General features: G+C 72.5%; 24 protein-coding genes and 1 pseudogene. 15 read left to right on the top strand and 10 right to left on the bottom strand.

From position 1 onward, the window contains the following. Window positions 1–56 precede the first annotated feature (56 nt). Entirely contained in the window at window positions 57–629 is a 573-nt protein-coding gene (locus ACFYV5_RS31740) for a dihydrofolate reductase family protein (protein ID WP_389174188.1), read from the top strand. Between the two features lie 95 nt (window positions 630–724). On the opposite strand, the gene ACFYV5_RS31735 is transcribed toward ACFYV5_RS31740, so the two are convergent. Continuing rightward, a complete protein-coding gene (locus ACFYV5_RS31735; RefSeq protein ID WP_389174185.1) occupies window positions 725–1546 on the bottom strand; it encodes a hypothetical protein in 822 nt (273 codons plus the stop codon). A 436-nt stretch (window positions 1547–1982) separates the two neighbouring features. Continuing rightward, window positions 1983–2396 (bottom strand): cupin domain-containing protein, encoded by a 414-nt coding sequence (locus tag ACFYV5_RS31730; protein WP_389174182.1) that lies wholly within the window; start codon window positions 2394–2396, stop codon window positions 1983–1985. A gap of 53 nt (window positions 2397–2449) precedes the next feature. Between ACFYV5_RS31730 and ACFYV5_RS31725 the strand changes: the two genes are divergently transcribed. Continuing rightward, a complete protein-coding gene (locus tag ACFYV5_RS31725; protein WP_389174179.1) occupies window positions 2450–3430 on the top strand; it encodes a helix-turn-helix domain-containing protein in 981 nt (326 codons plus the stop codon). 22 nt (window positions 3431–3452) lie between these two features. Here ACFYV5_RS31725 and ACFYV5_RS31720 read toward each other — a convergent pair whose 3' ends face one another. Further along, entirely contained in the window at window positions 3453–4037 is a 585-nt protein-coding gene (locus ACFYV5_RS31720; RefSeq protein WP_389174176.1) for a nucleosidase, read from the bottom strand. Window positions 4038–4115: 78 nt separating this feature from the next. Between ACFYV5_RS31720 and ACFYV5_RS31715 the strand changes: the two genes are divergently transcribed. Continuing rightward, entirely contained in the window at window positions 4116–4319 is a 204-nt protein-coding gene (locus tag ACFYV5_RS31715) for a cold-shock protein (protein WP_355114700.1), read from the top strand. Window positions 4320–4481: 162 nt separating this feature from the next. Here ACFYV5_RS31715 and ACFYV5_RS31710 read toward each other — a convergent pair whose 3' ends face one another. Both ACFYV5_RS31710 and ACFYV5_RS31705 read right to left on the bottom strand, forming a co-directional pair. After that, window positions 4482–5630 (bottom strand): hypothetical protein, encoded by a 1149-nt coding sequence (locus ACFYV5_RS31710; protein WP_389174173.1) that lies wholly within the window; start codon window positions 5628–5630, stop codon window positions 4482–4484. A 164-nt stretch (window positions 5631–5794) separates the two neighbouring features. Next, a complete protein-coding gene (locus ACFYV5_RS31705) occupies window positions 5795–6163 on the bottom strand; it encodes a hypothetical protein (RefSeq protein WP_355114697.1) in 369 nt (122 codons plus the stop codon). A 92-nt stretch (window positions 6164–6255) separates the two neighbouring features. Between ACFYV5_RS31705 and dnaK the strand changes: the two genes are divergently transcribed. Next, window positions 6256–8154, top strand: a complete 1899-nt coding sequence (dnaK, locus tag ACFYV5_RS31700; RefSeq protein ID WP_389174169.1) for a molecular chaperone DnaK — start codon at window positions 6256–6258, stop codon at window positions 8152–8154. A gap of 265 nt (window positions 8155–8419) precedes the next feature. On the opposite strand, the pseudogene ACFYV5_RS31695 reads toward dnaK, so the two are convergent. Beyond that, window positions 8420–8866, bottom strand: a pseudogene (locus ACFYV5_RS31695) (VWA domain-containing protein); the annotation flags it as partial. Between the two features lie 71 nt (window positions 8867–8937). On the opposite strand from ACFYV5_RS31695, the gene ACFYV5_RS31690 reads away from it, so the two are divergent. The 9 genes from ACFYV5_RS31690 (at window position 8938) to ACFYV5_RS31650 (ending at window position 16367) form a co-directional block, all read left to right on the top strand. Then, entirely contained in the window at window positions 8938–9156 is a 219-nt protein-coding gene (locus ACFYV5_RS31690; RefSeq protein WP_389174165.1) for a ricin-type beta-trefoil lectin domain protein, read from the top strand. 309 nt (window positions 9157–9465) lie between these two features. Further along, window positions 9466–9753 (top strand): hypothetical protein, encoded by a 288-nt coding sequence (locus ACFYV5_RS31685; RefSeq protein WP_389174163.1) that lies wholly within the window; start codon window positions 9466–9468, stop codon window positions 9751–9753. A 120-nt stretch (window positions 9754–9873) separates the two neighbouring features. After that, complete coding sequence (locus tag ACFYV5_RS31680) at window positions 9874–10896, top strand: glycoside hydrolase family 43 protein (protein WP_389174160.1); 1023 nt, start codon at window positions 9874–9876, stop codon at window positions 10894–10896. 108 nt (window positions 10897–11004) lie between these two features. Continuing rightward, window positions 11005–12204, top strand: coding sequence for a PP2C family protein-serine/threonine phosphatase (locus ACFYV5_RS31675; RefSeq protein WP_389174157.1), 1200 nt, complete (start codon window positions 11005–11007; stop codon window positions 12202–12204). 133 nt (window positions 12205–12337) lie between these two features. Beyond that, window positions 12338–12706, top strand: a complete 369-nt coding sequence (locus tag ACFYV5_RS31670) for a luciferase family protein (protein ID WP_355116395.1) — start codon at window positions 12338–12340, stop codon at window positions 12704–12706. Window positions 12707–12842: 136 nt separating this feature from the next. Further along, entirely contained in the window at window positions 12843–13736 is an 894-nt protein-coding gene (locus ACFYV5_RS31665; RefSeq protein ID WP_355116397.1) for a YhjD/YihY/BrkB family envelope integrity protein, read from the top strand. Between the two features lie 173 nt (window positions 13737–13909). Then, complete coding sequence (locus ACFYV5_RS31660; protein WP_355113872.1) at window positions 13910–15106, top strand: sensor histidine kinase; 1197 nt, start codon at window positions 13910–13912, stop codon at window positions 15104–15106. After that, on the top strand, window positions 15103–15768 hold the full coding sequence (locus ACFYV5_RS31655; RefSeq protein WP_355113874.1) for a response regulator transcription factor: 666 nt from the start codon (window positions 15103–15105) through the stop codon (window positions 15766–15768). Before ACFYV5_RS31660 ends, ACFYV5_RS31655 begins: the two co-directional genes overlap by 4 nt. 98 nt (window positions 15769–15866) lie before the next feature. Next, the gene (locus tag ACFYV5_RS31650) at window positions 15867–16367 is read left to right on the top strand and encodes an NUDIX domain-containing protein (protein WP_389174151.1); all 501 of its coding nucleotides are present in this window, start codon (window positions 15867–15869) and stop codon (window positions 16365–16367) included. 84 nt (window positions 16368–16451) lie between these two features. Here ACFYV5_RS31650 and ACFYV5_RS31645 read toward each other — a convergent pair whose 3' ends face one another. After that, the gene (locus ACFYV5_RS31645) at window positions 16452–16973 is read right to left on the bottom strand and encodes a hypothetical protein (protein WP_355113878.1); all 522 of its coding nucleotides are present in this window, start codon (window positions 16971–16973) and stop codon (window positions 16452–16454) included. A gap of 171 nt (window positions 16974–17144) precedes the next feature. Here ACFYV5_RS31645 and ACFYV5_RS31640 point away from each other — a divergent pair, with 171 nt between their 5' ends. Continuing rightward, entirely contained in the window at window positions 17145–17363 is a 219-nt protein-coding gene (locus ACFYV5_RS31640; protein ID WP_355113880.1) for a hypothetical protein, read from the top strand. 58 nt (window positions 17364–17421) lie between these two features. After that, a complete protein-coding gene (locus tag ACFYV5_RS31635) occupies window positions 17422–17919 on the top strand; it encodes a peptidylprolyl isomerase (protein WP_389174149.1) in 498 nt (165 codons plus the stop codon). Between the two features lie 115 nt (window positions 17920–18034). Here the strand turns inward: ACFYV5_RS31635 and ACFYV5_RS31630 are convergent, their stop codons facing one another. The 3 genes from ACFYV5_RS31630 to ACFYV5_RS31620 all read right to left on the bottom strand — a co-directional run bounded on the left by ACFYV5_RS31630 (window position 18035) and on the right by ACFYV5_RS31620 (window position 21904). Next, complete coding sequence (locus ACFYV5_RS31630) at window positions 18035–18802, bottom strand: alpha/beta fold hydrolase (protein WP_389174147.1); 768 nt, start codon at window positions 18800–18802, stop codon at window positions 18035–18037. A 71-nt stretch (window positions 18803–18873) separates the two neighbouring features. Further along, window positions 18874–19131: a type B 50S ribosomal protein L31 gene (locus tag ACFYV5_RS31625; protein ID WP_355113885.1), complete on the bottom strand. Its 258-nt coding sequence runs from the start codon at window positions 19129–19131 to the stop codon at window positions 18874–18876. A 268-nt stretch (window positions 19132–19399) separates the two neighbouring features. Then, entirely contained in the window at window positions 19400–21904 is a 2505-nt protein-coding gene (locus tag ACFYV5_RS31620) for a SpoIIE family protein phosphatase (RefSeq protein ID WP_389174144.1), read from the bottom strand. Window positions 21905–22112: the final 208 nt, after the last annotated feature.

Raw genomic sequence — 22112 nt, 5'->3', positions numbered from 1 at the left:
AAGCGGTCGCCGACCGAACCGCTGAGAACTCGACACAAGACACCGAGGAACCCGAGATGCGTACCCTGATCAGCAGTGCCTTCATTTCCCTCGACGGCGTCATGGAGGCCCCGGGCGGCGAGCCCGGTTACCGGAACTCGGGGTGGACCTTCAAGGACGTCGAGTTCCTCCCCGAGGCGTTCGAGATCAAGGACCGGGAGCAGAAGGAAGCCACGGCGATACTGCTGGGCCGGACCAGCTACGAGGCGTTCAGCCCGGTGTGGCCCGACATGGAGGACTTCGCCGACTACAAGGTGATGCCGAAGTACGTCGTCTCCACCACCCTCACCGAGGACGACCTGGTCGAGAACTGGGGCGAGACGACGATCCTGCGCTCCCTCGACGACGTGGCGGCGCTGAAGGAGACGGAGGGCGGCCCGATCATCGTCCACGGCAGCGCCTCGCTCAACCAGGCCCTCTCGGACGCCGACCTGATCGACCGCTACCACCTGCTCGTCTTCCCGCTGCTGCTCGGCGCGGGCAAGCGCCTCTTCAGCGCCACGGACAAGGACACGCAGAAGCTGAAGCTCGTCGAGCACGAAGTATACGCGAACGGCCTGCAGAAGAACGTCTTCGACGTGGTCCGCTGACACGTCCCCTCGCGCCCGCTGCCGGATCGCCAGGTCGGTCGGCCAGGTCGGTTCGGCAGGCCGGTTCGGCAGGTCGGGTCGGCGACCGTCCGCTGTCAGTCGCCCGACCCGTGCGCGTCCGCCGGGAACGACTCGTACAGGACCGTGTGGAAGCGGCCCTCCGACTCCCGTCCCGACGGGTCGCCGCCCAGCGCCCGCACCGCCTCGACGGCGAAGCGCTGTTCGCGGTCGTCCGTGAACAGCCGCTGCGGGTACGTCCGTGACGGGTCGGCGACGGTCCGCAGGCCGTAGGCCGCCAGGCACTCGGCGATCGGCCGGTACGAGACCGTGCGCAGCACGAACGCGCTCACTCGCACCGGCCGTCCGGCCCATTCCAGGAGCGCGGCGAAGGTGCGGCGGGTGAGGTAGCTGCCCCCGCCGGTCAGCGTGATCAGCCCGACGTCGGCCATCGCGGCCCGCAGCCGGGGGCTCGGCGGCGTGCCCTCCTCCAGGTTCTCCGCGAAGGCGTCGTCGAGGAGCCCGACCGCGCGGGCGTACCGCAGTGCGTGGCCCGCGACGTCGAGTCCGATGACGGGCGCGGCGTCGGCGCGGCGCCGGGCGGCGTAGAACTCCTTGTCCTGTACGGCGAGTTCCGCGGAGGTCAGCCCGCGGACCGCCGGATCGGTGTAGCGCGCGTACAGCTCCGCCAGGGTGACGTCGTGGTTGAGGAGCGCGGCGTTGATCCCGTACGAACAGCACAGGTCGAGGACCGTCCCGCCGCCGCGCTCGGCCGCCGCGCGCCGGAAGGCGGCCTGGGCCTGCTGCGGAATCTCGTACTCCAGCGGCGCCAGGCGCAGGAAGTACGCCCGGGGGTCCGGCTGGTCGTAGATGTCGTCGAACCGTGCCTTGCCGCCCGTACCCGACCCGGACCCGCTCATCCGTCCCGCCTCCCTCGAACCGGCGGCACCCGCCCCGTACGCGACTCGCGCCACAGGCACCGCGCATCGGTGCGCATCCTGCTCGGAACGCGACCCGGCGCTCACGTCCGCATCGGGGGCGCACAGGAGCTCCCCCCGCACCGCAGGGCGGTTCCGGGGAGGGGCCCACCCCTCCAGGATGGTCTCGCCTCCGGCCGACCGCACGGGGGAGGGCGACGGGACACGCGGGTCGCCACGGGCCGCACCCGTCCCAAACGGGGAGTTCCGGGCAGCCGGTGTCGCTCATGCCGGGTTCGGTGCCTCGTGCGCCGTTCATGATCCCGCGCTCGCGCTGGAGGATCGTGTCGTCGCACGCCTCGCCGTTCAGGCGGCGTTCCCCGTGTGAACGTCTCCCGCGCGCGGTTCGGCTGACCGGTTCGGCGCGAGGGTCACGGCCTTACTCGCCGAGCGCGTGGCCCGTCGTCACGTCGACGTGGTCCGGGATCTCCTCGTGGCGGTCTCCGACCGAGAGCGTCCCCGTCGGTTCGAACATCAGGATCGACGCGCCGGACGGGGCGTACGGGCGGTGCTCCACGCCCCGGGGGACGGTGAAGACCGAGCCGCGGGGGAGTGACACCGTCCGCTCCACCCCCTCCTCCCGGAGCGAGATGTGCAACTCGCCCTCGATCACGAGGAAGAACTCGTCGGTGTGGTGGTGCGCGTGCCACACATGCTCGCCCGCCACCTTCGCCACGCGTACGTCGTAGTCGTTCACCCGTGCCACGACGCGCGGGCTCCACAGCTCGTCGAAGGAGGCGAGCGCCGTGGCGAGGGCGAGAGGAACATCGTTCACAGAGGTCTGTCGGCTCATGGAGCCCATCCTCGGCCCTGTCCTCCGCCCGGCGTGAGTGCTAGAAAAAGCACATGCCGCAAGGATCCTCGCACGCACCGGCGCACCGCGTCGTCGTCATCGTCGACGCGAACTCCAACCCCTTCGAGCTCGGCTGCGCCACCGAGATCTTCGGACTGCGCCGTCCGGAACTCGGCCGCGACCTGTACGACTTCCGGCTCTGCTCGCCCGAACCCCGCACCCTCATGAGGGACGGCTTCTTCACTCTCGCCGGCGTGGCAGGGCTCGCGGCGGCCGACACCGCCGACACCCTGATCGTCCCCAACCGCCCCGACGTCGAGGTGCCCCGCCGGCCCGCTGTGCTCGACGCGATCCGGCGCGCCCACGCGCGCGGCGCACGCCTCATCGGCTTCTGCAGCGGCGCCTTCACCCTCGCCGAGGCCGGAGTCCTCGACGGCCGGCGGGCCACCGCCCACTGGCAGTGGGCGGACTCCTTCCGTGCCCGTTTCCCCTCCGTACGCCTCGAACCCGACGTCCTGTTCGTCGACGACGGCGACATCCTCACCGCCGCCGGCAGCGCCGCCGCCCTCGACCTCGGACTCCACGTCGTCCGCCGCGACCACGGCGCCGAAGTCGCGAACTCCGTCAGCCGCCGGCTCGTCTTCGCGGCCCACCGGGACGGCGGGCAGCGCCAGTTCGTGGAGCGGCCGGTCCCCGAGGTGCCCGACGAATCGCTCGCCCCGCTGCTCGCCTGGGCCCAGGAACGCCTCGGCTCACCGCTGACCGTCGCCGATCTCGCCGCCCACGCCGCCGTGAGCCCGGCCACGCTCCACCGCCGGTTCCGGGCCCAGCTCGGTACGACCCCGCTGGCCTGGCTCACCGGCGAGCGGGTGGCCCTGGCCTGCCGTCTGATCGAGCGCGGGGAGTCCCGCTTCGACGTCGTCGCCCGCGCCGCCGGCCTCGGCACGGCGGCCAACCTGCGAGCCCTCATGAAGCGCGAGACGGGCCTCTCCCCGTCCGCGTACCGCCGCCGCTTCGGTCCGGCGTCCGGCTGACCGCCGGACGCCCGAGCGGCCTTCAGGAGCGGTACGGGGTGTGGGCCGCGGCCCAGTCCGCGAGCGCCCGGGCACAGTCCGCGACCGACTCCCGCCAGGTGCGGGCCGCGCCGTCCCCCGCCTCGTCGCTCACGTGCTTGACGATCCGGATCGGCACCTCCGCGAGTCCGCAGGCGGTCGCCAGGGCGTAGCCCTCCATGTCCACGAGCGGTGCCCGCGCGGCGAGCCGGGCCCGGGCGGCCTCGTCGGAGATGAAGGCGTCACCGGTCGCCAGGGTCACGTCGCCGCCGTCCGGCAGGGCCAGTGGCGCTCCGTAGGTCTCCCCGGTCAGCGTCGCGAGCAGCTCGCCGTCGAGATCGTGCTGGATCACCGTGCCCACCACGTGGGTACCCGTCCACCCGGGACGCAGCGCCCCGGCGGTCCCCAGATTGACGACCCCGGACGGGCGTGTGCCCCGGCCCAGCACGGTCGCCAGCGAGGTCGCCGCGTTCACCTTGCCCATGCCGGTGAGCAGGACCGGCAGGTCCGTGTCGAGGAACTGCGCCTCCTCCTTGACGGCCAGGACGAGCAGGGGCCGGTCGGCGGTGATCTCTCCGATGAGTTCCATGCGGCCACGCTACCCGCCGGGACTTCCGGGCCGCGTCGAGGGACCATGGAAGTGTCCGTATGCGCCAAGGAGATCACGATGGCAACCGGAACAGTGAAATGGTTCAACGCGGAGAAGGGCTTCGGCTTCATCGCCCAGGACGGTGGTGGCCCGGACGTCTTCGTCCACTACTCGGCCATCGCCAGCACTGGCTACCGCGAACTCATGGAAGGACAGAAGGTCGAGTTCGACGTCGTCCAGGGCCCGAAGGGCCCCCAGGCCGAGAACGTCACCCCCGGCTGAAGCGGCCGAAGCGCTGAAGCGCCGAAGCGCCGTCCCGCCGAACGCCGGCTGAAGCGCCGCGCGGCACGACGTTCCAGCGCCGGGCGAGGGGCGTCACGCCGAAGCCTCACGCCCCCGCCCCGGCCGCCTCGGCCACCTCCAGGTCGTCCGACGGACCGGGGGTCACATGCTCCAGCGGAGTACGGCCCCCAGCCCGCCCGCCGGGCCCTGCATGCCCTCCGGCACCACGAGCACCTCGCAGTCGGCCGCCGCGGCCGCCCGCAGCAGCGCGTCGTCCGCGCGCGCCTGCTCGGGCCGGGGCACGCCCAGCGCACGGGCCTCACCACGCTGCACGGCCACCTCGTCGACGCCCGGGCCGATCCAGACCTGGCGGCCCCCGTCGGCGGCCTCCGGGGTGAGCAGCAAGGTGGCCACCTGGTGCTTGCGCGCGGCGTCCACGACCGCCGGGATGCCCTCCGCCGCCTCGCCGGGGCCGGTGTCCACGGAGGACTCGCGGTGCTCGCCCGGCTTGCCCCGGCCCCGGTGGAACCGTTCGAGCGTCCTGCGGAGCCGGTCCTGCGCGTACGCCTCGCACGCCTGCCTGATCTCGGTGTCGAGCGCCGCCGTGCCGGCGCCGGCCGAGCGGCCGCCGCCCTCCGCCTCGACGGTGACGTCCTGCACCCGCTCCGGCAGCCGGTTGTGCACGGCCCTGCGCTCGCGGGCGTCACCGGCCAGGACCAGCAGTTCGGCGCCGCTCTCCGGCCACTGCCGGGCCAGCTCGGCCGCGATGAGGTCGGCGGTCTCGTTCCAGCCGTTCTCGACCCTGTTGCGGTAGTGCCACTCGTACCGGTCGGTGGGGACGCCGCGGTGCCCGCGCCCCTGCCACTCCGACCCGCGGGCCTCGTCCAGCGTCGTACGGCGGTTACCCTCGCGCAGCTCCAGATCCGCGCCCGCGCGGTCGATGTACGCCACCATGCAGGTGGGCGAGTCACCCCGCAGGGTGGCCAGCGGCGCCACGTGCGGCAGCATCGACCAGGTGGCCTCGCCGACGGGCGGGGGAAGGGTGAGCGGGACGTCGAGGACCACCTCGGCGCCCGCGGCGAACAGCGCCCGGCCGGGTGGCGTCCCCGCCACGGGCTCGTGCGCCAGCCGCTCCATCACCGCTCTGGTGGTGTAACCGTCGGCACCCGCGTCGATGAGCTGAGCGGCGATGGAGCGCTCGCGGAGCTTCTGTATCTTCGCCGCGTCCTCCGTGGCGCGCGTGGTCTCGATGTAGACCGAGGCCCACGGCCCCGGCCGGGCGAAGAGAGGTTTGAGGAAGCCGAGTTCCATGATGTCCCCCAGGACATGGGTTCCGACGGGCGCGCGGCCACGCGGCAGTCGAGTCCGGCGTGTCCGCCCGGATGCGGAGCGTGGTGAAGGGGCCGTCTCTGCCACCTCTCACCGCGCACCTCACGGGTGCCCATGGGCTGCCACGCCAAACCGGACGGCTCGCCTCAGCCCAGCCGGTCCGTGGGGACGAACGGCCGGAGCTCTCGTACGGCCCGCTCCGGATCAGGATCGGAGACGGCCAGGCGGCCGAACGCGGTGCCCCGGCGCAGCTCGACGCAGAGAACCGGCTCGCCCGGCTTGATCACGGCGAAGTCCTGCCCGTCGGGCAGGACGCGGATGCCGACGTACAGCCGGTCGGGGATCCAGACCCCCCGGCCGCGCCGCCCGCGCAGGGCCCGCCACCAGTCCGGCTCGACACGCACCTCGCGCAGGGCGCTCAGCGGGACCCGCAGCTGTCTGCGGCGGGCGGCCAGCTGCTCGCGCAGGGACAGCCGGACGACGATCTCCGCGCCTTCCACCGCCACCCGAGCCATCACGCCTCACCGCCGCTCATGACGACACATCTCCTTCCATGATCGGGCGCGTTGTGGGTAGCTGCCAGACGGGGCCGGATGAGGAGAGGGCCATGTCACGCGCAGTCGGTATCGACCTCGGAACGACGAACTCGGTGGTGGCCGTGCTGGAGGGCGGCGAGCCCACGGTCGTCACGAACACCGAGGGCGCGAGGACCACGCCGTCCGTGGTCGCCTTCGCGAAGAAGGGTGAGGTGCTGGTCGGTGAGGTGGCCAAGCGCCAGGCCGTGACCAACGTGGAGCGCACGGTGCGGTCGGTCAAGCGGCACATCGGGGACACGCGGTGGCACTTCCCGGAGAGCGGCGAGATCGACGGCAGGCGCTACACCGCGCAGGAGATCTCGGCACGCGTGCTGCAGAAGCTGAAGCGCGACGCCGAGGCATATCTGGGTGAGGACGTGACGGACGCGGTGATCACCGTGCCCGCGTACTTCAACGACAGTCAGCGCACCGCGACGAAGGAGGCGGGTGAGATCGCGGGCCTGCAGGTGCTGCGGATCATCAACGAGCCGACGTCGGCGGCGCTGGCCTACGGCCTGGACAAGGAGAACGACCACACGATCCTGGTCTTCGACCTGGGTGGCGGCACGTTCGACGTGTCGCTCCTGGAGATCGGTGAGGGCCTGGTCGAGGTGAAGGCCACGAACGGTGACACGCATCTGGGTGGTGACGACTGGGACCAGCGGGTCGTCGACTACCTGGTGAAGCAGTTCAAGAACGGCCACGGCGTCGACCTGTCCAAGGACAAGATGGCGGTGCAGCGGCTGCGTGAGGCCGCGGAGAAGGCGAAGATCGAGCTGTCGGCGGCGACGGAGACGTCGATCAACCTGCCGTACGTGACGGCCTCCGCCGAGGGCCCGCTGCACCTGGAGGAGAAGCTGACCCGGGCTCAGTTCCAGCAGCTGACGGCCGACCTCCTCGAGCGTTGCAAGACGCCGTTCCACCAGGCGGTACGGGATGCCAGGATCAAGGTGTCCGACGTCGACCATGTGATTCTGGTGGGCGGTTCGACCCGGATGCCCGCCGTGACCGAGCTGGTGCGGGAGCTCACGGGCAAGGACCCGCACAAGGGTGTGAACCCGGACGAGGTCGTCGCCATCGGCGCCGCTCTGCAGGCCGGTGTCCTGAAGGGTGAGGTCAAGGACGTCCTGCTCCTGGACGTGACCCCGCTGTCCCTCGGTATCGAGACCAAGGGCGGCATCATGACCAAGCTGATCGAGCGCAACACGACGATCCCGACGAAGCGTTCGGAGATCTTCACGACGGCCGAGGACAACCAGCCGTCGGTGCAGATCCAGGTTTTTCAGGGCGAGCGCGAGATCGCGGCGTACAACAAGAAGCTCGGCATGTTCGAGCTGACCGGTCTGCCGCCGGCCCCGCGTGGTGTCCCGCAGATCGAGGTCGCGTTCGACATCGACGCCAACGGCATCATGCACGTGACCGCGAAGGACCTGGGCACGGGCAAGGAGCAGAAGATGACCGTCACCGGTGGCTCCTCGCTGCCGAAGGACGAGGTCGACCGGATGCGCCAGGAGGCCGAGCAGTACGCGGACGAGGACCACCGCCGTCGCGAGGCCGCCGAGACCCGTAACCAGGGCGAGCAGCTCGTCTACCAGACGGAGAAGTTCCTCAAGGACAACGAGGAGAAGGTCCCGGGCGAGGTCAAGACCGAGGTCGAGACCGCCGTCGCCGAACTCAAGGCGAAGCTCAAGAGCGCGTCCGCCGAGGGTGACGACACGGCGGAGATCCGTACCGCCACCGAGAAGGTCGCGACCGTCTCCCAGAAGCTCGGCCAGGCCATGTACGCCGACGCCCGGGCGGCCCAGGCCGCGCAGGCCGCCGGCGGCGACGCCCCGCAGGGCGAGGCCAAGACGGGCGGTGGCGGCGAGGACGAGGTGGTCGACGCCGAGATCATCGACGACGAGGACGAGCGGAAGAGCGGCGGTTCCTGAGCCGTCAGCCGTCAGCCGTCTCAGTCCTCAGCCGCGGGCGTCGGCTGTCCGCCGTCAGCTCGGCGCTCAGCCGAGAGCCAGACCTCGTTCCGCCATGACCTCCCGAAGCACGGTCACCGCCTTGGGCCCCACCCCATGCCGTGGCGGCAGCTCGGCCTCCGGCACCCCGGCGAGCTGCTCGAGCGAGGCGTACCCGGAACGCGCCCGCCACCCGGGCGCTCACCGCGTCCGGCTTCGTCATGGCGCGATGGTGCCACGACCTCCGTCAGACGGGCAGCAGACGGCCGATCAGCTCGCCCAGCCGGCGCGCGTTGCGGCACGGGTGCATCTCGACCAGCTCGGCGTACGCGAGCGCGACCGAGTCGCCCGTGGACCAGAGCGAGGGCTGCTCGGGGTTCAGCCAGTAGACCCGGCGGGCCCGGTCCGCGATCTCTCGCAGCGCCGGAAGGTTCGGGTCGCTCCCGTTCGTCCGGGCGTCGCCGAGGAGGAAGACGACCGAGCGCGGGCCGATGGCGTCGGCGTACCGCTCGGCGAACTCGCCCAGGGAAGTCCCGTAGTCGCTCTGACCATGCCAGCCGGTCAGTTCGGCCTCGTCGAGGATGCGCGCGCCGAGCCCCGCCGGATCCGCCGCGCCCCGCGCGATCAGATCCGTCACCTCGTCGGCCCTGTTGACGAAGGCGAACACCCGTACCCTGCTGAACTGGTCGTGCAGACCCGGCCGAGTACCGGCTACTCTCCGGTGTGGGGCTTGTGCGCAGAGGGGCGGACGACACATGGCAGCTCATGAACCACGCCACGGGCTCCTGCCTGGACCACGGTGACGCGGGGCTGCGCGCTGTGGAGTGCCGGGCCACCGCCGTGACACAGAAGTGGTCGTACACCTCGACGCCCGACGACGCGGCCGAGCTGAAGAACACCTCCACGGGCGCGTGCCTGGACGACAGCGGCGCCGGCCTGCGCGCGCTGCCGTGCAACCGGACGCCCTCCCAGAAGTGGGCCTGAAGCACTCGCCGAGGCGGCCCCCGGAGCGCGTTCCGCCGGTCGGCCGGCAGGTTCCCCCGGCACGGTGTCCCGCCGGTGCTTCCGTCCGTCCCGGGACGTGCGTGTCCCTGCAGGTCAGAGGCGTGGTTGTCCCGACATCCGTGAAGCGGCCGGGACCGGATTGTGCCGGGCGGAGCGTCGGAACAAGCTCCTCACATCGGCTCGCACAGCACCTCTCGGGGTGAGCGACCCGATGCTCCGTGGCCGACGGCACCGCCGCACCCGGCCGACGCGGATCCTCCATCGACCCACTCTTCGAAAGGCACTCCCATGACCCGTGTACGCATCGCACTGCCCGCCATCGCCCCCGCCGTCGCCGCGGCCGCGGTGATCGCCCTCGGTCTGGGCGCCGCCGCTCCCGCGGCCGCCGCTCCGACCACCGCCGTCACCGCCTCCGCCGTGTCGGAGGCGGAGGGCCTCGACGTCCACCGCGGCAAGTACGTCTCCCTCGGCGGCTGCCAGACGGCCGGTCAGCAGGGGATCGAGCGAGGCCACTGGGACCAGTACCAGTGCGCCCAGGGGTCCTTCTGGCTCTGGAGCCTGTGGACCAACCGCTGATCACGCCCCTCCCCGGCCGGCCGCAGACGCCCGTACGTCGCCGCGTCGGCGGCCGGCCTTCCGCTCCGCCTTCCCCTCCCTCCTCCTCGCCTCTCCTCCACCAGCAGGGAGCACCACCCCATGTCCCGTCACCGCGTCGCGAGCCTGCTCGGATGCCTCCTCGCGGCCCTCGCCGGAACCGCCGGAACCGCCGGAACCACCGGCCCACTCGCCCTCGCGTCCGGCGGCACCCCCGCCGGCGCCGCCGTGCGCGCCCCGGTCCTCGACCGCAACTTCCCCGACCCGGACATCGTGAAAGTGGGCGCGACGTACCACGCCTATGCCACCAGCGACATCGGCAGGAACGTTCAGCACGCGACCTCCTCCGACCTCATCCACTGGTCCGTCGCGGACACCGATCCCCTGCCCCGACTCGGTGGCTGGGTGCATCCCGAGGAGCCGCGGGTGTGGGCCCCCGAGGTGTTCGACAACGGCAGCGGATTCACCCTGCACTACACCGCGCACGACCGGGCGAGCGGCAGGCAGTGCATCGGCGTCGCGCTGGCGACCTCCCCGAACGGACCCTTCACACCCGTCGGCGAAGGCCCTCTGGTCTGCCCCACCGCGCAGGGCGGGGCCATCGACGCGGCCGCCTACACGGAGGACGGCCGGCGGTACCTGCTGTGGAAGAGCGACGGGAACTGCTGCCACATGGACACCTGGATCCACCTCCAGCCCGTCTCCTGGGACGGCACCTCCCTCACCGGAGAACCCGTCGCCCTGATCAAGCAGGACCGGGACTGGGAAGGCGGACTCGTCGAGGCCCCCACCCTCGTCAAGCGCGACGGACGGTACGTCCTCCTCTACTCCGCCGACGCCTACGCGGCCGAGATCGAGGGCGGTACGAGGTACAAGACCGGGTACGCCGTGGCCTCGAGCCTCCACGGGCCGTACACCAAGGCTGCCACGCCCCTCATGACGACGGACACCTTCGCCGGCCGGGCGATCGGCCCCGGAGGCCAGGACGTCGTCACCGGCCCGGACGGCCGCGACCACATCGTCTTCCACGCCTGGAACGCCGACCGCACCCTGCGCGCGATGCACCTCGCCGACCTCGGCTTCACCGACGGCCACCCCGTGATCCGCGGAAGCAGGACTCCCTAGTGCCCGCCGGCCGGTCTCGTCCCCGGCACCCTCCGTGGCAGGCCCGGTGCGGCGCTGGTCCAATGGGATCAGCAGGCCGGTCGGAGCCGTAGCCGCGGAGGAGGTGTCTTGTCGGAGCGAGCGGGGGAAGAGGCCTCCCTGGCCGAGGAGCATGCGGCGGTCCTGGCCCGGCTGCGGGCCACGACGGCCGCGATCGGCGAGATCGGCTCACGTCCCGACGAGGCGAGCGTCTGCGAGGACCTCGCCGCGTTCCTCTGCCGGCACGGGTACGAGGCGGCGGCCGTGGACCTCCGGCCCGAGGACGAGCCCGGCTGGGTACGTGCCGCCGTGGCCGGGGATCCTGAGCTCCTCCACCGGGTGGAGCCGCGGCACGAGAAGGACGCGCCCCGGACCTTCACGGACGTGACCCCCGGCGGTGACCCCGTGCAGATCGTGTCGGCCCCCCTGGAACGCCAGGGCAGGGTCATCGGATCCGTGAGCGCCGTCCGGGTGCGTGCCGCCGGCCTCACCGAGCACGAGACGGCCACCGTTCACGACGCGGCCCGGCTCGCCGCGGCGCATCTGGACCATGCTCGCCGGCTCACCGCCACCGAGCGGACCGCCTTCCACCTCCAGCAGGCGCTCGTCGCCGAGCCGGGCCGGCCGCACCCCAACCTGGAGATCGCCGGCCGCTATCTGCCGGCCGGCGCCAGGACGCTCGTGGGCGGGGACTGGTTCGAGACCGTACGGCTCCACTTCGGTCGCAGCCTCCTCGTCGTCGGCGACGTGATGGGGCACGGCCTCGACGCCGCCGTCGACATGAACGCGTACCGCTCGGCGTTGCGGGACGTGGCCTCCACGGACCTGCCGCCCCATCGGGTGCTGCGCCACCTCGACTCCGTCGTCGCGGACGACGGCGGGCGGCGGCCCGCGACCTGTCTGCTCGTCCGGGTCGACCCCGCGCGCGGCGCGGCCACCTTCGCCGGAGCCGGGCACCTGCCGCCCGTGATCTTCGCCGCCGACGGCTCCGCCGACCTCGTCGAGCTCCCCGTCGGCCCGCCGCTGGGCACGGGCGTCGGCGGGTACGAATCCGTGAACCGCACCCTCGCCCCCTCCGACACCCTCGTGCTCTTCACCGACGGACTGGTGGAGCGGCGCGGCGAGGACATCGACGTCTCGCTCGCCCGGCTGGCCTCGCTCCGTCTGCGCCCCGGCTCCGGTCCCGAGGAGCTCGTGGAGGAGGTGCTCGAGCGGCTCGGGGCCCACGACGCCGAGGACGACGTCGCCGTCCTCGCCGCCCGCCTCCGTGAGCGTCCGGCCGCCCCGTAGCGACCGTCGGCAGCGGCTCTTCGTGAGACCCCGCGCGCCCTGTGTCACCAGGGACGTGTCGGTTTCACGCCTCGGCGCGATTCTTTCCCCCGGACGCTTGTGCAGGGCCCTTCCGCCCGGCACGCTCCTGGGTATGAACACAGCCCGGCTCGCCGGTGAACGTCTGATGAGTTGGCCCTCGTTGGCCCCCGGCCGCGCCCAGTGCGGTGCCGAGCTCGGTCTGCGCACCGCGACCCACGACATCGTGCACTTCCACGGCGAGCACGAGGCCGACGTCCACCTCACCCGGGCGATGATCGCGAAACTGCGCCCCGCCCTGCTGGGCTCGAGCGCCGTCCGACTGCGCGCCGGGTCCGGCTGGGTGACGGTCCGTCTGGACATGGGCTCCGACATCGACCTCCTGGCGACCCTGGTGAGCGCCGCGCTCCAGGCCTCCACCCGAGGTCCGGACGCCTCGCCGGACGGCTGCACCCGCACCTGCCTCACACCCCTGCGGCATTGAGCGCCCCCGCACCGAGTACCGGCTCACGCCCACACCCACGCGCCACGCCGACGACCCGCCCCGACGCGCCGTCGCGTACCCTCCGTTCGGCGGCATGACGGAGGCGTACCGGCGCCCGGCGGGTACTCCCCGTGGCATGTCCCCCACTCCCGGTGCGCCCCACGACGGTGCCCCCGCCGAGCACGGCCACTGGTTCCACCGGCTCCATCGGTCCGTGCTGGTCTCGGTCGTCGGGCTCGCCTGGAACCGTGGGCGCGAGGTGGAGCTCATGCACCGCGCGATGGGCTTCGCGGCGCTCAGTCTGCTCACCCTCGTCCCCCTGCTCATCGTCGTCGCCGCCGCCGACCTCGCCAGCGGCCAGGGCTTCGCCCGCTGGCTCATCCAGGGCCTCGGGGTCTCCGAGGTGTCGCAGGAGGAGGTCGAGCGGCTCTTCGGAAAACCGGGGGAGGCGCTCCAGCGCACCACCGCCTTCGGCCTCACCGCCCTCGCCGCGTTCGGTGTGACCTTCGGATCCGCCGTGCAGACGGGATACGAACGGGTCTGGGACCTGCCCACCGCCCGCTGGCACACCATGTGGCGCCACGTCGTCTGGCTGGCCGTCCTCGTCGCCGCCCTCCTGCTCTTCATCGCCGCCCCCGAACGACACGAGTCCTCCACCACCGTCACCTACCTCGTCGCCGTCGGCGACGTCGTCGGCGCCTTTTTCTTCTTCTGGTGGTCGCAGCGCTTCCTGCTGTGCGGGCGCATCCGCTGGCGCGCGCTCGCCCCGGGCGCCGCCTGTACGGCCCTGGGGCTGTTCGGGCTGCGGATCTTCTCCCAGTTCGTCTTCTCGCCGCTGATCGCCTCCAACGCGGTGACGTACGGTCAGTTCGGCACGGTCCTCGTCCTGCAGTCCTGGCTCGTCGGCGTCGGCTTCGTCGTCTACGGCGGCGCCCTCGTCGGGCGCCTCGTCCACGAGCACCTGGTCAGGCGCCGGATCGACCGGCTGCCGGCCGAGCTGCCGGACGAGTCCCCGGACGACGCCTCGTGACGCCGTGGCTCACCGGTCTCCGCGGTGCACCGCCGTCACGGTGACCACGTCCGCGCCGGTGAGGCCGGCCTCCCCGGCGCCGGTGAGGCCGACCTCCCCCGGCACCTGTCGACCAGGGGTGTACACCCCAGGTCCGATGTCGCCGGGGCACCCCCGTGCCTAGGATCGGGATCATGCCCGCCACCGCACCCGCGCCCCTGGTCAAACGCGTATCACCCGCCGTCTGGACGGTCGTCGCATGGTGCGCGGGCGTGGTCTTCACCTTCCTCATCAGGATGCGGCTTCCCGGCGAGACCGAACCCGCCGTACTGGCCGGGGTCCTGTACCTCCGCTGGGACGGCGTGCTGTTCCTCGCCGTGGCCACCGCCCTGGTGCTCGCGGGCGCCCGCCGGCTGCGCGACCGGCCCCTGACCGCACTCGGCCTGCTGCTCCTCGCCTCGGTGACCGCGACGCTCCCGCTGGGCGTCGGGGAGATTCCCCTCGCCCAGTTCCTCGCCGTCGAGGTGGCGCTGTACGTCATCGCCGCCGGCCGGCCCCGGCGCACCGGGATCGCCGCGCTCGCCCTCGCGCTCGGCGTGCTCGTCGGCTTCCTCGGCTTCCGCCTCGCCAACGGCTGGCACGTCGGCACGTCGGCCGAGATCGCGGTGGCCCTCACCGCCTTCGTCGCCTGGCTCCTCGGGCGCTCCGCCCACCAGGCCCGCGCGGCGCGCGACCACGCGGCCGCGCAGGCCGCGGTCAAGGCGGTCATCGACGAACGGCTGCGGATCGCCCGCGAGATGCACGACATGGTCGCCCACTCCATCGGTGTCATCGCCCTCCAGGCCGGGGCCGCGGCACGGGTCGTCGACACCCGGCCGGTGGCGGCGCGCGAGGCGATGACCGCCGTGGAGAACGCGAGCCGCGAGACACTGTCCGGGCTCCGGCGGATGCTGGGGGCCCTGCGGGAGCACGAACAGCCGGACGGCTCCGTACTGCGGCCCACCGCCGGCCTCGCGGACGTCGAGGCGCTCGCCGCCACGACGACGGCCGCAGGCGTCCGGGTGGACGTGCGGTGGCGCGGTGAACGGCGCCCACTGCCCCCGGACATCGACCTCTCGGCGTTCCGCATCATCCAGGAGTCCGTCACCAACGTGGTCCGCCACGCGGCCGCCGACTCCTGCCGCGTGACCGTCGACTCCCAGGAGGACGAGCTGGTCATCGAGGTCGTCGACGACGGGCGGGGCGAGGAGCCCGGAGCCGGACCCGGCTACGGTCTCGTCGGCATGCGCGAGCGGGTCGCCCTGCTCCACGGCGAGTTCTCCGCCGCACCCCGCCCGGAAGGCGGCTTCCGGGTCACCGCCCGCCTCCCCGTTCCGACAGGAGTCCGATGACCGGCCCCGCCGACGTCCGTGTCGTCCTCACCGACGACCAGCCCCTCGTCCGCACCGCGCTGCGGATGGTCATCGCCGAGGCCCCCGGCCTCGATGTCGTCGGCGAGGCCGGCAACGGCGCCGAAGCGGTCGAGCTGGCCGAGACCCTCCGCCCCGACGTGATCGTGATGGACCTCCGTATGCCGGGCATGGACGGCATCGAGGCCACCCGCCGGATCATGGCCGACCCCGGCCCCACCCGCGTCCTGGTCCTCACCACCTTCGACGACGACGACCACGTCTACGGGGCGCTGCGCGCCGGCGCGTCCGGCTTCCTCGTCAAGGACATGGGCCTGGACGACATCCTCGCCGCGATCCGCGTCGTCGCCGCGGGGGACGCCCTCATCGCGCCGAGCGTCACCCGCCGTCTCATCAAGGAGTTCACCGGCCGCCCGGCGACAGGCGCGCCGCGGCGGGGCGAGCTCACCTCGATCACCGAGCGGGAACGCGAGGTGCTGACCCTCATCGGCGGCGGACTGTCCAACACCGAGATCGCCGAACGGCTGGTCATCAGCGTCGCCACCGCCAAGACGTACGTGACCCGGCTGCTCGCGAAACTCGGTGCCCGGGACCGGGTCCAGCTCGTCATCATCGCGTACGAGACGGGGCTGGTGACCCCGTGATCACACGATCCGGTGGACATGATCGCGGAGCGCGGGGCGGGGGCGCCGGGGCCGGTTGGATGGGGTGACCCACCAGCCCGTCGAAAGAGAGCTGACCCATGGCGAACACCTGGCTGCCGCCCGCCGAGTACATCGCGACGCTGCCGAGGGCGACGGCGTACGCCTGCCTGTACTTCACGGACACCGACGGCCGGCCGTTCCAGCTGCGCGCCACGTACAGCACGGAACTCTGGCAGTGGCCGGGCGGCAACATGGACCCGGGTGAGACCCCGTGGGAGACGGCGGTACGCGAGTGCCACGAGGAGACGGGGATCGTCTTCGAGGGCGAGCCGCGGCTCCTCGGCACCCACTTCGTGTCCGCCCGCGGGGAGGAGTGGCCCGCCAACCACATCGGATTCATCTTCGACGGCGGCATTCTGACGGACGATCAGCTCGCGGGCATCGTCCTCGACCCGGACGAGCACAGCGAGTTCCGCGTCCGCACCCTGGCCGAGTGGCGGCGGGAGATGACGCCCGGGAACTTCGTCCGGCTCGCCGAGATCGACCGCGCCCGCCGTTCCGGCACGACGGTGTACGTGGAGACGGTGACCGATCTCTGAGCGGCGCGGCGGGGGCCGTCGCACGGCCGTAGCCGTCGGACGTGCGGGGGCCGTCGACGGGACGGCCCCCGCACGGCTTCCCCTTCAGGCCCGGCAGCCGACCGGGTGGTTGATGTCCAGCACGAAGCGCTCCGGGGAGTGGAGCCTGAAGGTCTTGTAGCTCGGTTTGCTGTCGAAGGCCGCTCCGATGGTCACCACGCCCTCGAAGTCGCCGGTCAGGGCGACGCCCTTGAGCGTGGGCAGATGGATCTTCAGGAGCCGGGGGCCCTGGTAGACGGACCGGCCGGACTCGTCGTGTGCGGCGGCGGGGGAGAGCCTGATCTCCAGGAAGTGCTTCCCGGCGAGCGGAACCCGCTGGCCCGAGCCGTCGTAGTGCAGTGCTCCGACCTGTGTCACCGTGATCGGGGGCATCGCGCCCCGGACGTCGATGACCAGCCGGTCGAAGGAGGCGTGCCCGCCCCAGCGGGCGTTGACCACCAGGGCGGTCGAGGGCGGTGCCGCCGCCGGGGACCGTTCCGTGGAGGCGCCGGCGGGGATCGTGGAACCGATCCCGGCGGCGAGAAGGATGCCGGCGGCCACGGCCGCGAGGCTCTGACGGTGAAGCATGACGTCCCCCAATTCTGTTGCTCCGGGGACAGTGGTGTCACTAAGTGAGACATCCACCACAACCATACGGTTGCAGGGGTTTTGCAGGGAATAGGGGCGATGTGTGCAGGGCATTCTGTTCACCTGGAGCGCAGGCCGTAACCCCCGGACCCCTCGACAGTTGTCCAGGGCATGAAGAAGCGCAGCATGCTCGCCATCGCCTCCCTCGCCGCCGGTGTCGTCACGGCCCTCGTCACCCCGCCGCCGCACGCCTCCGCGGCCGACCACGGCGCCGCCGGGGCCACCGGTCTCCTGCAGAACGACACGCCGGTCGCCCCCCTCGTGGAGAAGACCGCCCCGCTCGTGACCGACGTCCTCCCCCAGACCCCGGACACCGGCGGCCTGATGTGACGCTCCGATGGGGCAGCCCGTGTGCGCCCCGCGTGATCGGGAATGACAGGATGTCCTCATGAGCAACAATGTGTACTTCGACATCACGATCAACGGCGAGGCCGCAGGCCGGATCGTCTTCCAGCTGTTCGACGACGTCGTCCCCAAGACGGCGAAGAACTTCCGTGAGCTCGCCACCGGCGAGCACGGCTTCGGCTACGCCGGCTCCCCGTTCCACCGCGTCATCCCGCAGTTCATGCTCCAGGGTGGCGACTTCACCCGGGGCAACGGCACCGGTGGCAAGAGCATCTACGGCGAGAAGTTCCCGGACGAGAACTTCACGCTGAAGCACGACCGGCCGTTCCTGCTGTCGATGGCGAACGCGGGCCCCAACAGCAACGGCTCCCAGTTCTTCATCACCACCATCGTGACCGACTGGCTCGACGGCAAGCACGTCGTCTTCGGCGAGGTCGTCGAGGGCCAGGACCTGGTCAAGAAGATCGAGGGCCTCGGCTCCCACTCCGGCGCCACCAGCGCCAAGATCGCCGTCGCCGCTTCCGGCGTCGTCGAGGCCTGAGCGGCACCGGTTCGCGTACCACCCCCATGACGGGAACAGGTCCGGCCGCCCTCGCGCAACCACGTCGCGAAGGCGGCCGGACGTCGTCGTACGCCCGGACGGACGGCCCGGCGGGTCAGCCGCGCTCGACGGCCAGGGCCCGTGCCAGCGCCTCCGCGAACCCGTCCGGATTGTCGATCATCAGGTTGTGCCCGGCCTTCGGGACCTCGAACACCGGGACGCCGAGCGCGCGCATCCGCTCGGCGTCGGCGTCCGGGAGGCTCTCCTCGCCGACCAGGAACGCGCGCGGCCGGTCCAGCCCGGCCAGCAGCTCGCCCTCCGGCGGCGAGGCCCCCTCGACCAGGGCTACCGCGCTGCGATGCACCGCGAGGGGATCGGCGAGCCGGACCCGGGCCGCGTAGTCGGGCCGGTCCAGCGAGGCCACCATCCGCGCGAAGCCCTCACGGACGAAGGACTCCTCGTCCTGCGCGGCGACCGGTGTGCTGAACACGCCGCCGCCGGGATACAGATTCGGCTCGGCCACCACGAGCCGGGCGACCAGATCGGGCCGGGCGGCGGCGAGCCGGACGGCGACCGCCCCGCCCATCGAGTGCCCGATCAGCTCCACACCCCTGGAGCCCCGATGCTCCAGGATCCGCGCCACGGCGGCGGCCTGCGCCGTCATGTCGTAGCGGAAATCGCGAGGCCGGTCGCTCAGCCCGTAGCCGAGCAGGTCCACGAGCAGGGCCGACCGCCCCCGCAGCGCGGGATGCGTGGCGATGTGGGCGAAGTCGGACGCGCTCGTGCACCCGAGGCCGTGCACGAAAACGCGCTCGGGCCCCTCGCCGGGCAACTCGATCCACCTGATGTGCGCCTGCACGTCCGTCAGGAACAACTCCCGCACGACCGCCCCCCGTACCGTCCCGTTCTCGTACCGACGCCGTCACCTTACGGCGCGGCACCGACAGGGCCGGATCAGGGCTCGTCGCCGCCCTCGCCGTAGCGGCGCTCGAACTTCGCGATCCGGCCCTCGGTGTCCACCGTGCGCGCCTTGCCCGTGTAGAACGGATGGCTCTCGGAGGAGATCTCCACGTCGACGACCGGATAAGTGTGGCCGTCGTCCCACTCGATGGTCTGCTCGCTGGTCGCCGTGGACCGGGTCAGGAACGCGAACCCGGCGGAGCGGTCGCGGAAGACCACCGGGCCGTATTCCGGCTGCTTGTCCTGCTGCACTGTTCCTCCTCGGGCTGCCTGCTGCTGGGCCCAGCCTCGCCGGACCGGGCCCGGCCGACCAGTGCCACGGGGCCGACCGGGTGAGCGCGCCGGCTTCTCCTCCGCGGGAGCGCGCGCACCGAGAACATCGACGGCCTCCTCGTCGAGCAGGCGCGGCGCGTGCAGGCGAGCGGCGGCCGCTCGTCGTTCTCGTCCTTCACGGCGCACAACGCGCCGCCGACCATGACCGACAGCTACCGCCGCCCGTAGGCGACGCGGCCCGGCACGCTCAGGCGGGATGGGACCAGCGGGCGGCCAGGAGCAGGGCGATGTCGTCCGGGCGGTCCGTCGCCTGGCGGGCGTCGCGGATCAGCCGGTCGGCGGTCTCCGCGAGCGGGATCGATCCGGTCACGGCGAAGGTACGGCGCAGCCACTCGACCCCCTCGTCGATGTCGGTGCCCGGGCGCTCCACCAGCCCGTCCGTGTACAGGGCGAGAACCGCCCCCGGCTCCAGGTTCAGCTCGGTGACCGGGTACGTGGCGTCGCTGTCGATCCCCAGGACCAGCCCGCCCGGCAGGTTCAGCACCTCCGTCGTGCCGTCCGCCCGGCGCAGCAACGGCTGCGGATGCCCGGCCCGGACGGCCTGCGTGGCGCCGGTCGCCGGATCGAGGAGGATGTAGCAGCAGCTGGCGAACTGCCCCGGATCGAGGTCGATCAACAGCCGGTTGGTGCCCTGGACCACTTCCTGCGGCGGATGGCCGCCGAGGGCGAAGGCCCGTACCGCACTGCGCAGTTGGCCCATGGTGGCCGCGGCCGCGACACCGTGGCCCTGCACGTCGCCGATCACCAGCGCCAGCAGCCCCCGTCCCGTCTCGATCACGTCGTACCAGTCACCGCCCACGTCCATGCCCTGCGTACCGGGCAGATACCGCGCCACCGTGTCGACCTGCTCGCGGACCGGCAGCCGACGGGGGAGCAGCGCGTCCTGCAGCCCGCGGGCCAGCGCGGCCTCGCTGTCGTACCGCCGCGCCCGCTCCAGCGCCTGGGCGATGAGACCGGCGAGGGCGGTGAGGACCGTGCGCTCCTCCGGACTGAAGCCGCGCGGCCGGTCGAAGCCGAGGATGCACGAGCCGACGGGCCGGCCCGAGGCGATCAACGGCAGAAAGGCCCGGGCCCCGGTGAGGGCGTCCAGCGGGAGATCCGGATAGGCCCGGCTCATCTGCTCGATCGACTCGAAGAACAGCGGGCGGCCGGTGGTGAGCGCCTCGACCCCCGGCAGATGCGCGTCGAGCCCCACACCGTCGAACGGCTCCAGGAAGCCGGTCGGAAAACCGGTCTCCCACGCCAGATAGAGATGACGGTCGCTCAGCAGGTAGATCGCCAGCTGACGGCCGCCGAAGGCGGGCAGCAGCTCGTCGGTCACCACGGCCGACACCTGTCGGGCCGTCACCGCCTCGGTCAGCGCGATGGCGAGCGCCACCGGCCGGTACAGCGCCGACGCCCGGTCCGCGGGAGAACCCAGACCGGCGTCCGGATGGGAGACGGAGCCCGGCTTGTAGGCCGGGCCGCCCTCGGGCAGGAGCACCAGAGTGACGCCGTCGTGGCCGGGATAGAGCGAGACCGACAGCCACTCCGCCTCGCTGGTGTGGGCCAGGAAGTGCACGGGCTCGTCGGCGAGCAGCGCGGCCCGCAGGTGCTCCTCGTAGGCGGGATGGTTGAGCCACGGCAGCACCTCCCACACGGTGCGCCCGGCGAGCGCCGCGCGGGGGCGGCCGAGCAGGGCCTCGGCCAGATGGTTCACGTACGAGATCCGGGCCAGGCGGTCGATGGCCAGGATGGCCCGCGGCAGCCGGTCGGTGGCGTCGGAGCCGACCAGGCCGGTGCCGAGGTCGACCAGCGAGCCCGTCAGCCGTCCTGGGCGGTCACCCGCGGCGCGGGCGGAGACCTCCAGGAGATGGAGCCCGCCGTCGGGCCCCTTGAGCCGGATCCGGCGTGCCACCTGCGCACCGGACTCGGCCGCCCGGCGGGCCATCGTCCACAGCGCGTAGCTGTCCTCCGGAGCGAGGCGGGCGGTCAGCGCCTCGATGCTCCCGGGAAACGCGTCGCCGTCACCGTCACCGAGGATCGCCCGCAGCCCGGCGTCGGCCGTGACGGCGCCGCTGGTCAGGTCCCAGTCGAAGTAACCGATCCGGACCGGCTTCGTGCCGCCCGAGGGCAGCTGGACGCACACCGGCTCGCCGGGCCACCTGACGGGCGTGCCGTTCTCCATGAGACCCGAGAGCGCCTCCCCGAGCCGGCGCGCCTCCCGTGCCATCCGCATCCGGTCCCGGGAGTTCACGGGAACACCGGGGCTCGGCGTACGCAGCACCACGAGCACCCCGAAGCGTTCCCGGCCGTGCACGATCGGCGCGTACAGCGAGGCGAAGGGGAACGGGAGGCTCGCCACGAGCTGTGGGAACTGCCGCATCGCCTCCTCGACGTCCGCCAGGTGCACCGGCTGACCCGAGCGGTGCACCTCGGCCACCGGGAACGGCCGGTTCACGTGCATCCGCCACCAGGGGCGGAACAGCTCGCCCGGGAGCCCGGCGAGCACGGCCATGCGGAGCAGACCCGGAGTCCCGGACCGCAGATAGACCACGCCCGCGTAACCTCCGACCGCCTCGATCGTCCGGAGCGCGCCCTCGGCCAGGACCAGCGGCAGCGCGTCGAACAGCCGCCCGTCGGTCTCCGCGCTCCCCGGGGCCTCCCGGGCCCCTGCCGACGGGGCGGGGCCGGCCTCGCCGTGCGACGTCACACAGCCAGGATGCTCCCCGCCCGTGGGGCCCCGCATCTCGGAGCCCGTCGCCCGACGTACCGGACCGGACACGACAGGTCATGGCGGAGCGCGCCGGACCACCCCGGAGCGCGCCCCGTGCGCCGCGGTGCGCCCGGTCGGGACGGTTGACCGGGCCGCCGCGGCTCGCGACACTCGATCGTCGGCGACCGGTCGAGGGCGCCGACAC

This window comes from Streptomyces sp. NPDC003035 (assembly GCF_042888285.1).
Lineage (GTDB): Bacteria > Actinomycetota > Actinomycetes > Streptomycetales > Streptomycetaceae > Streptomyces.
This window is presented reverse-complemented; position numbering and strand designations above follow the sequence as displayed.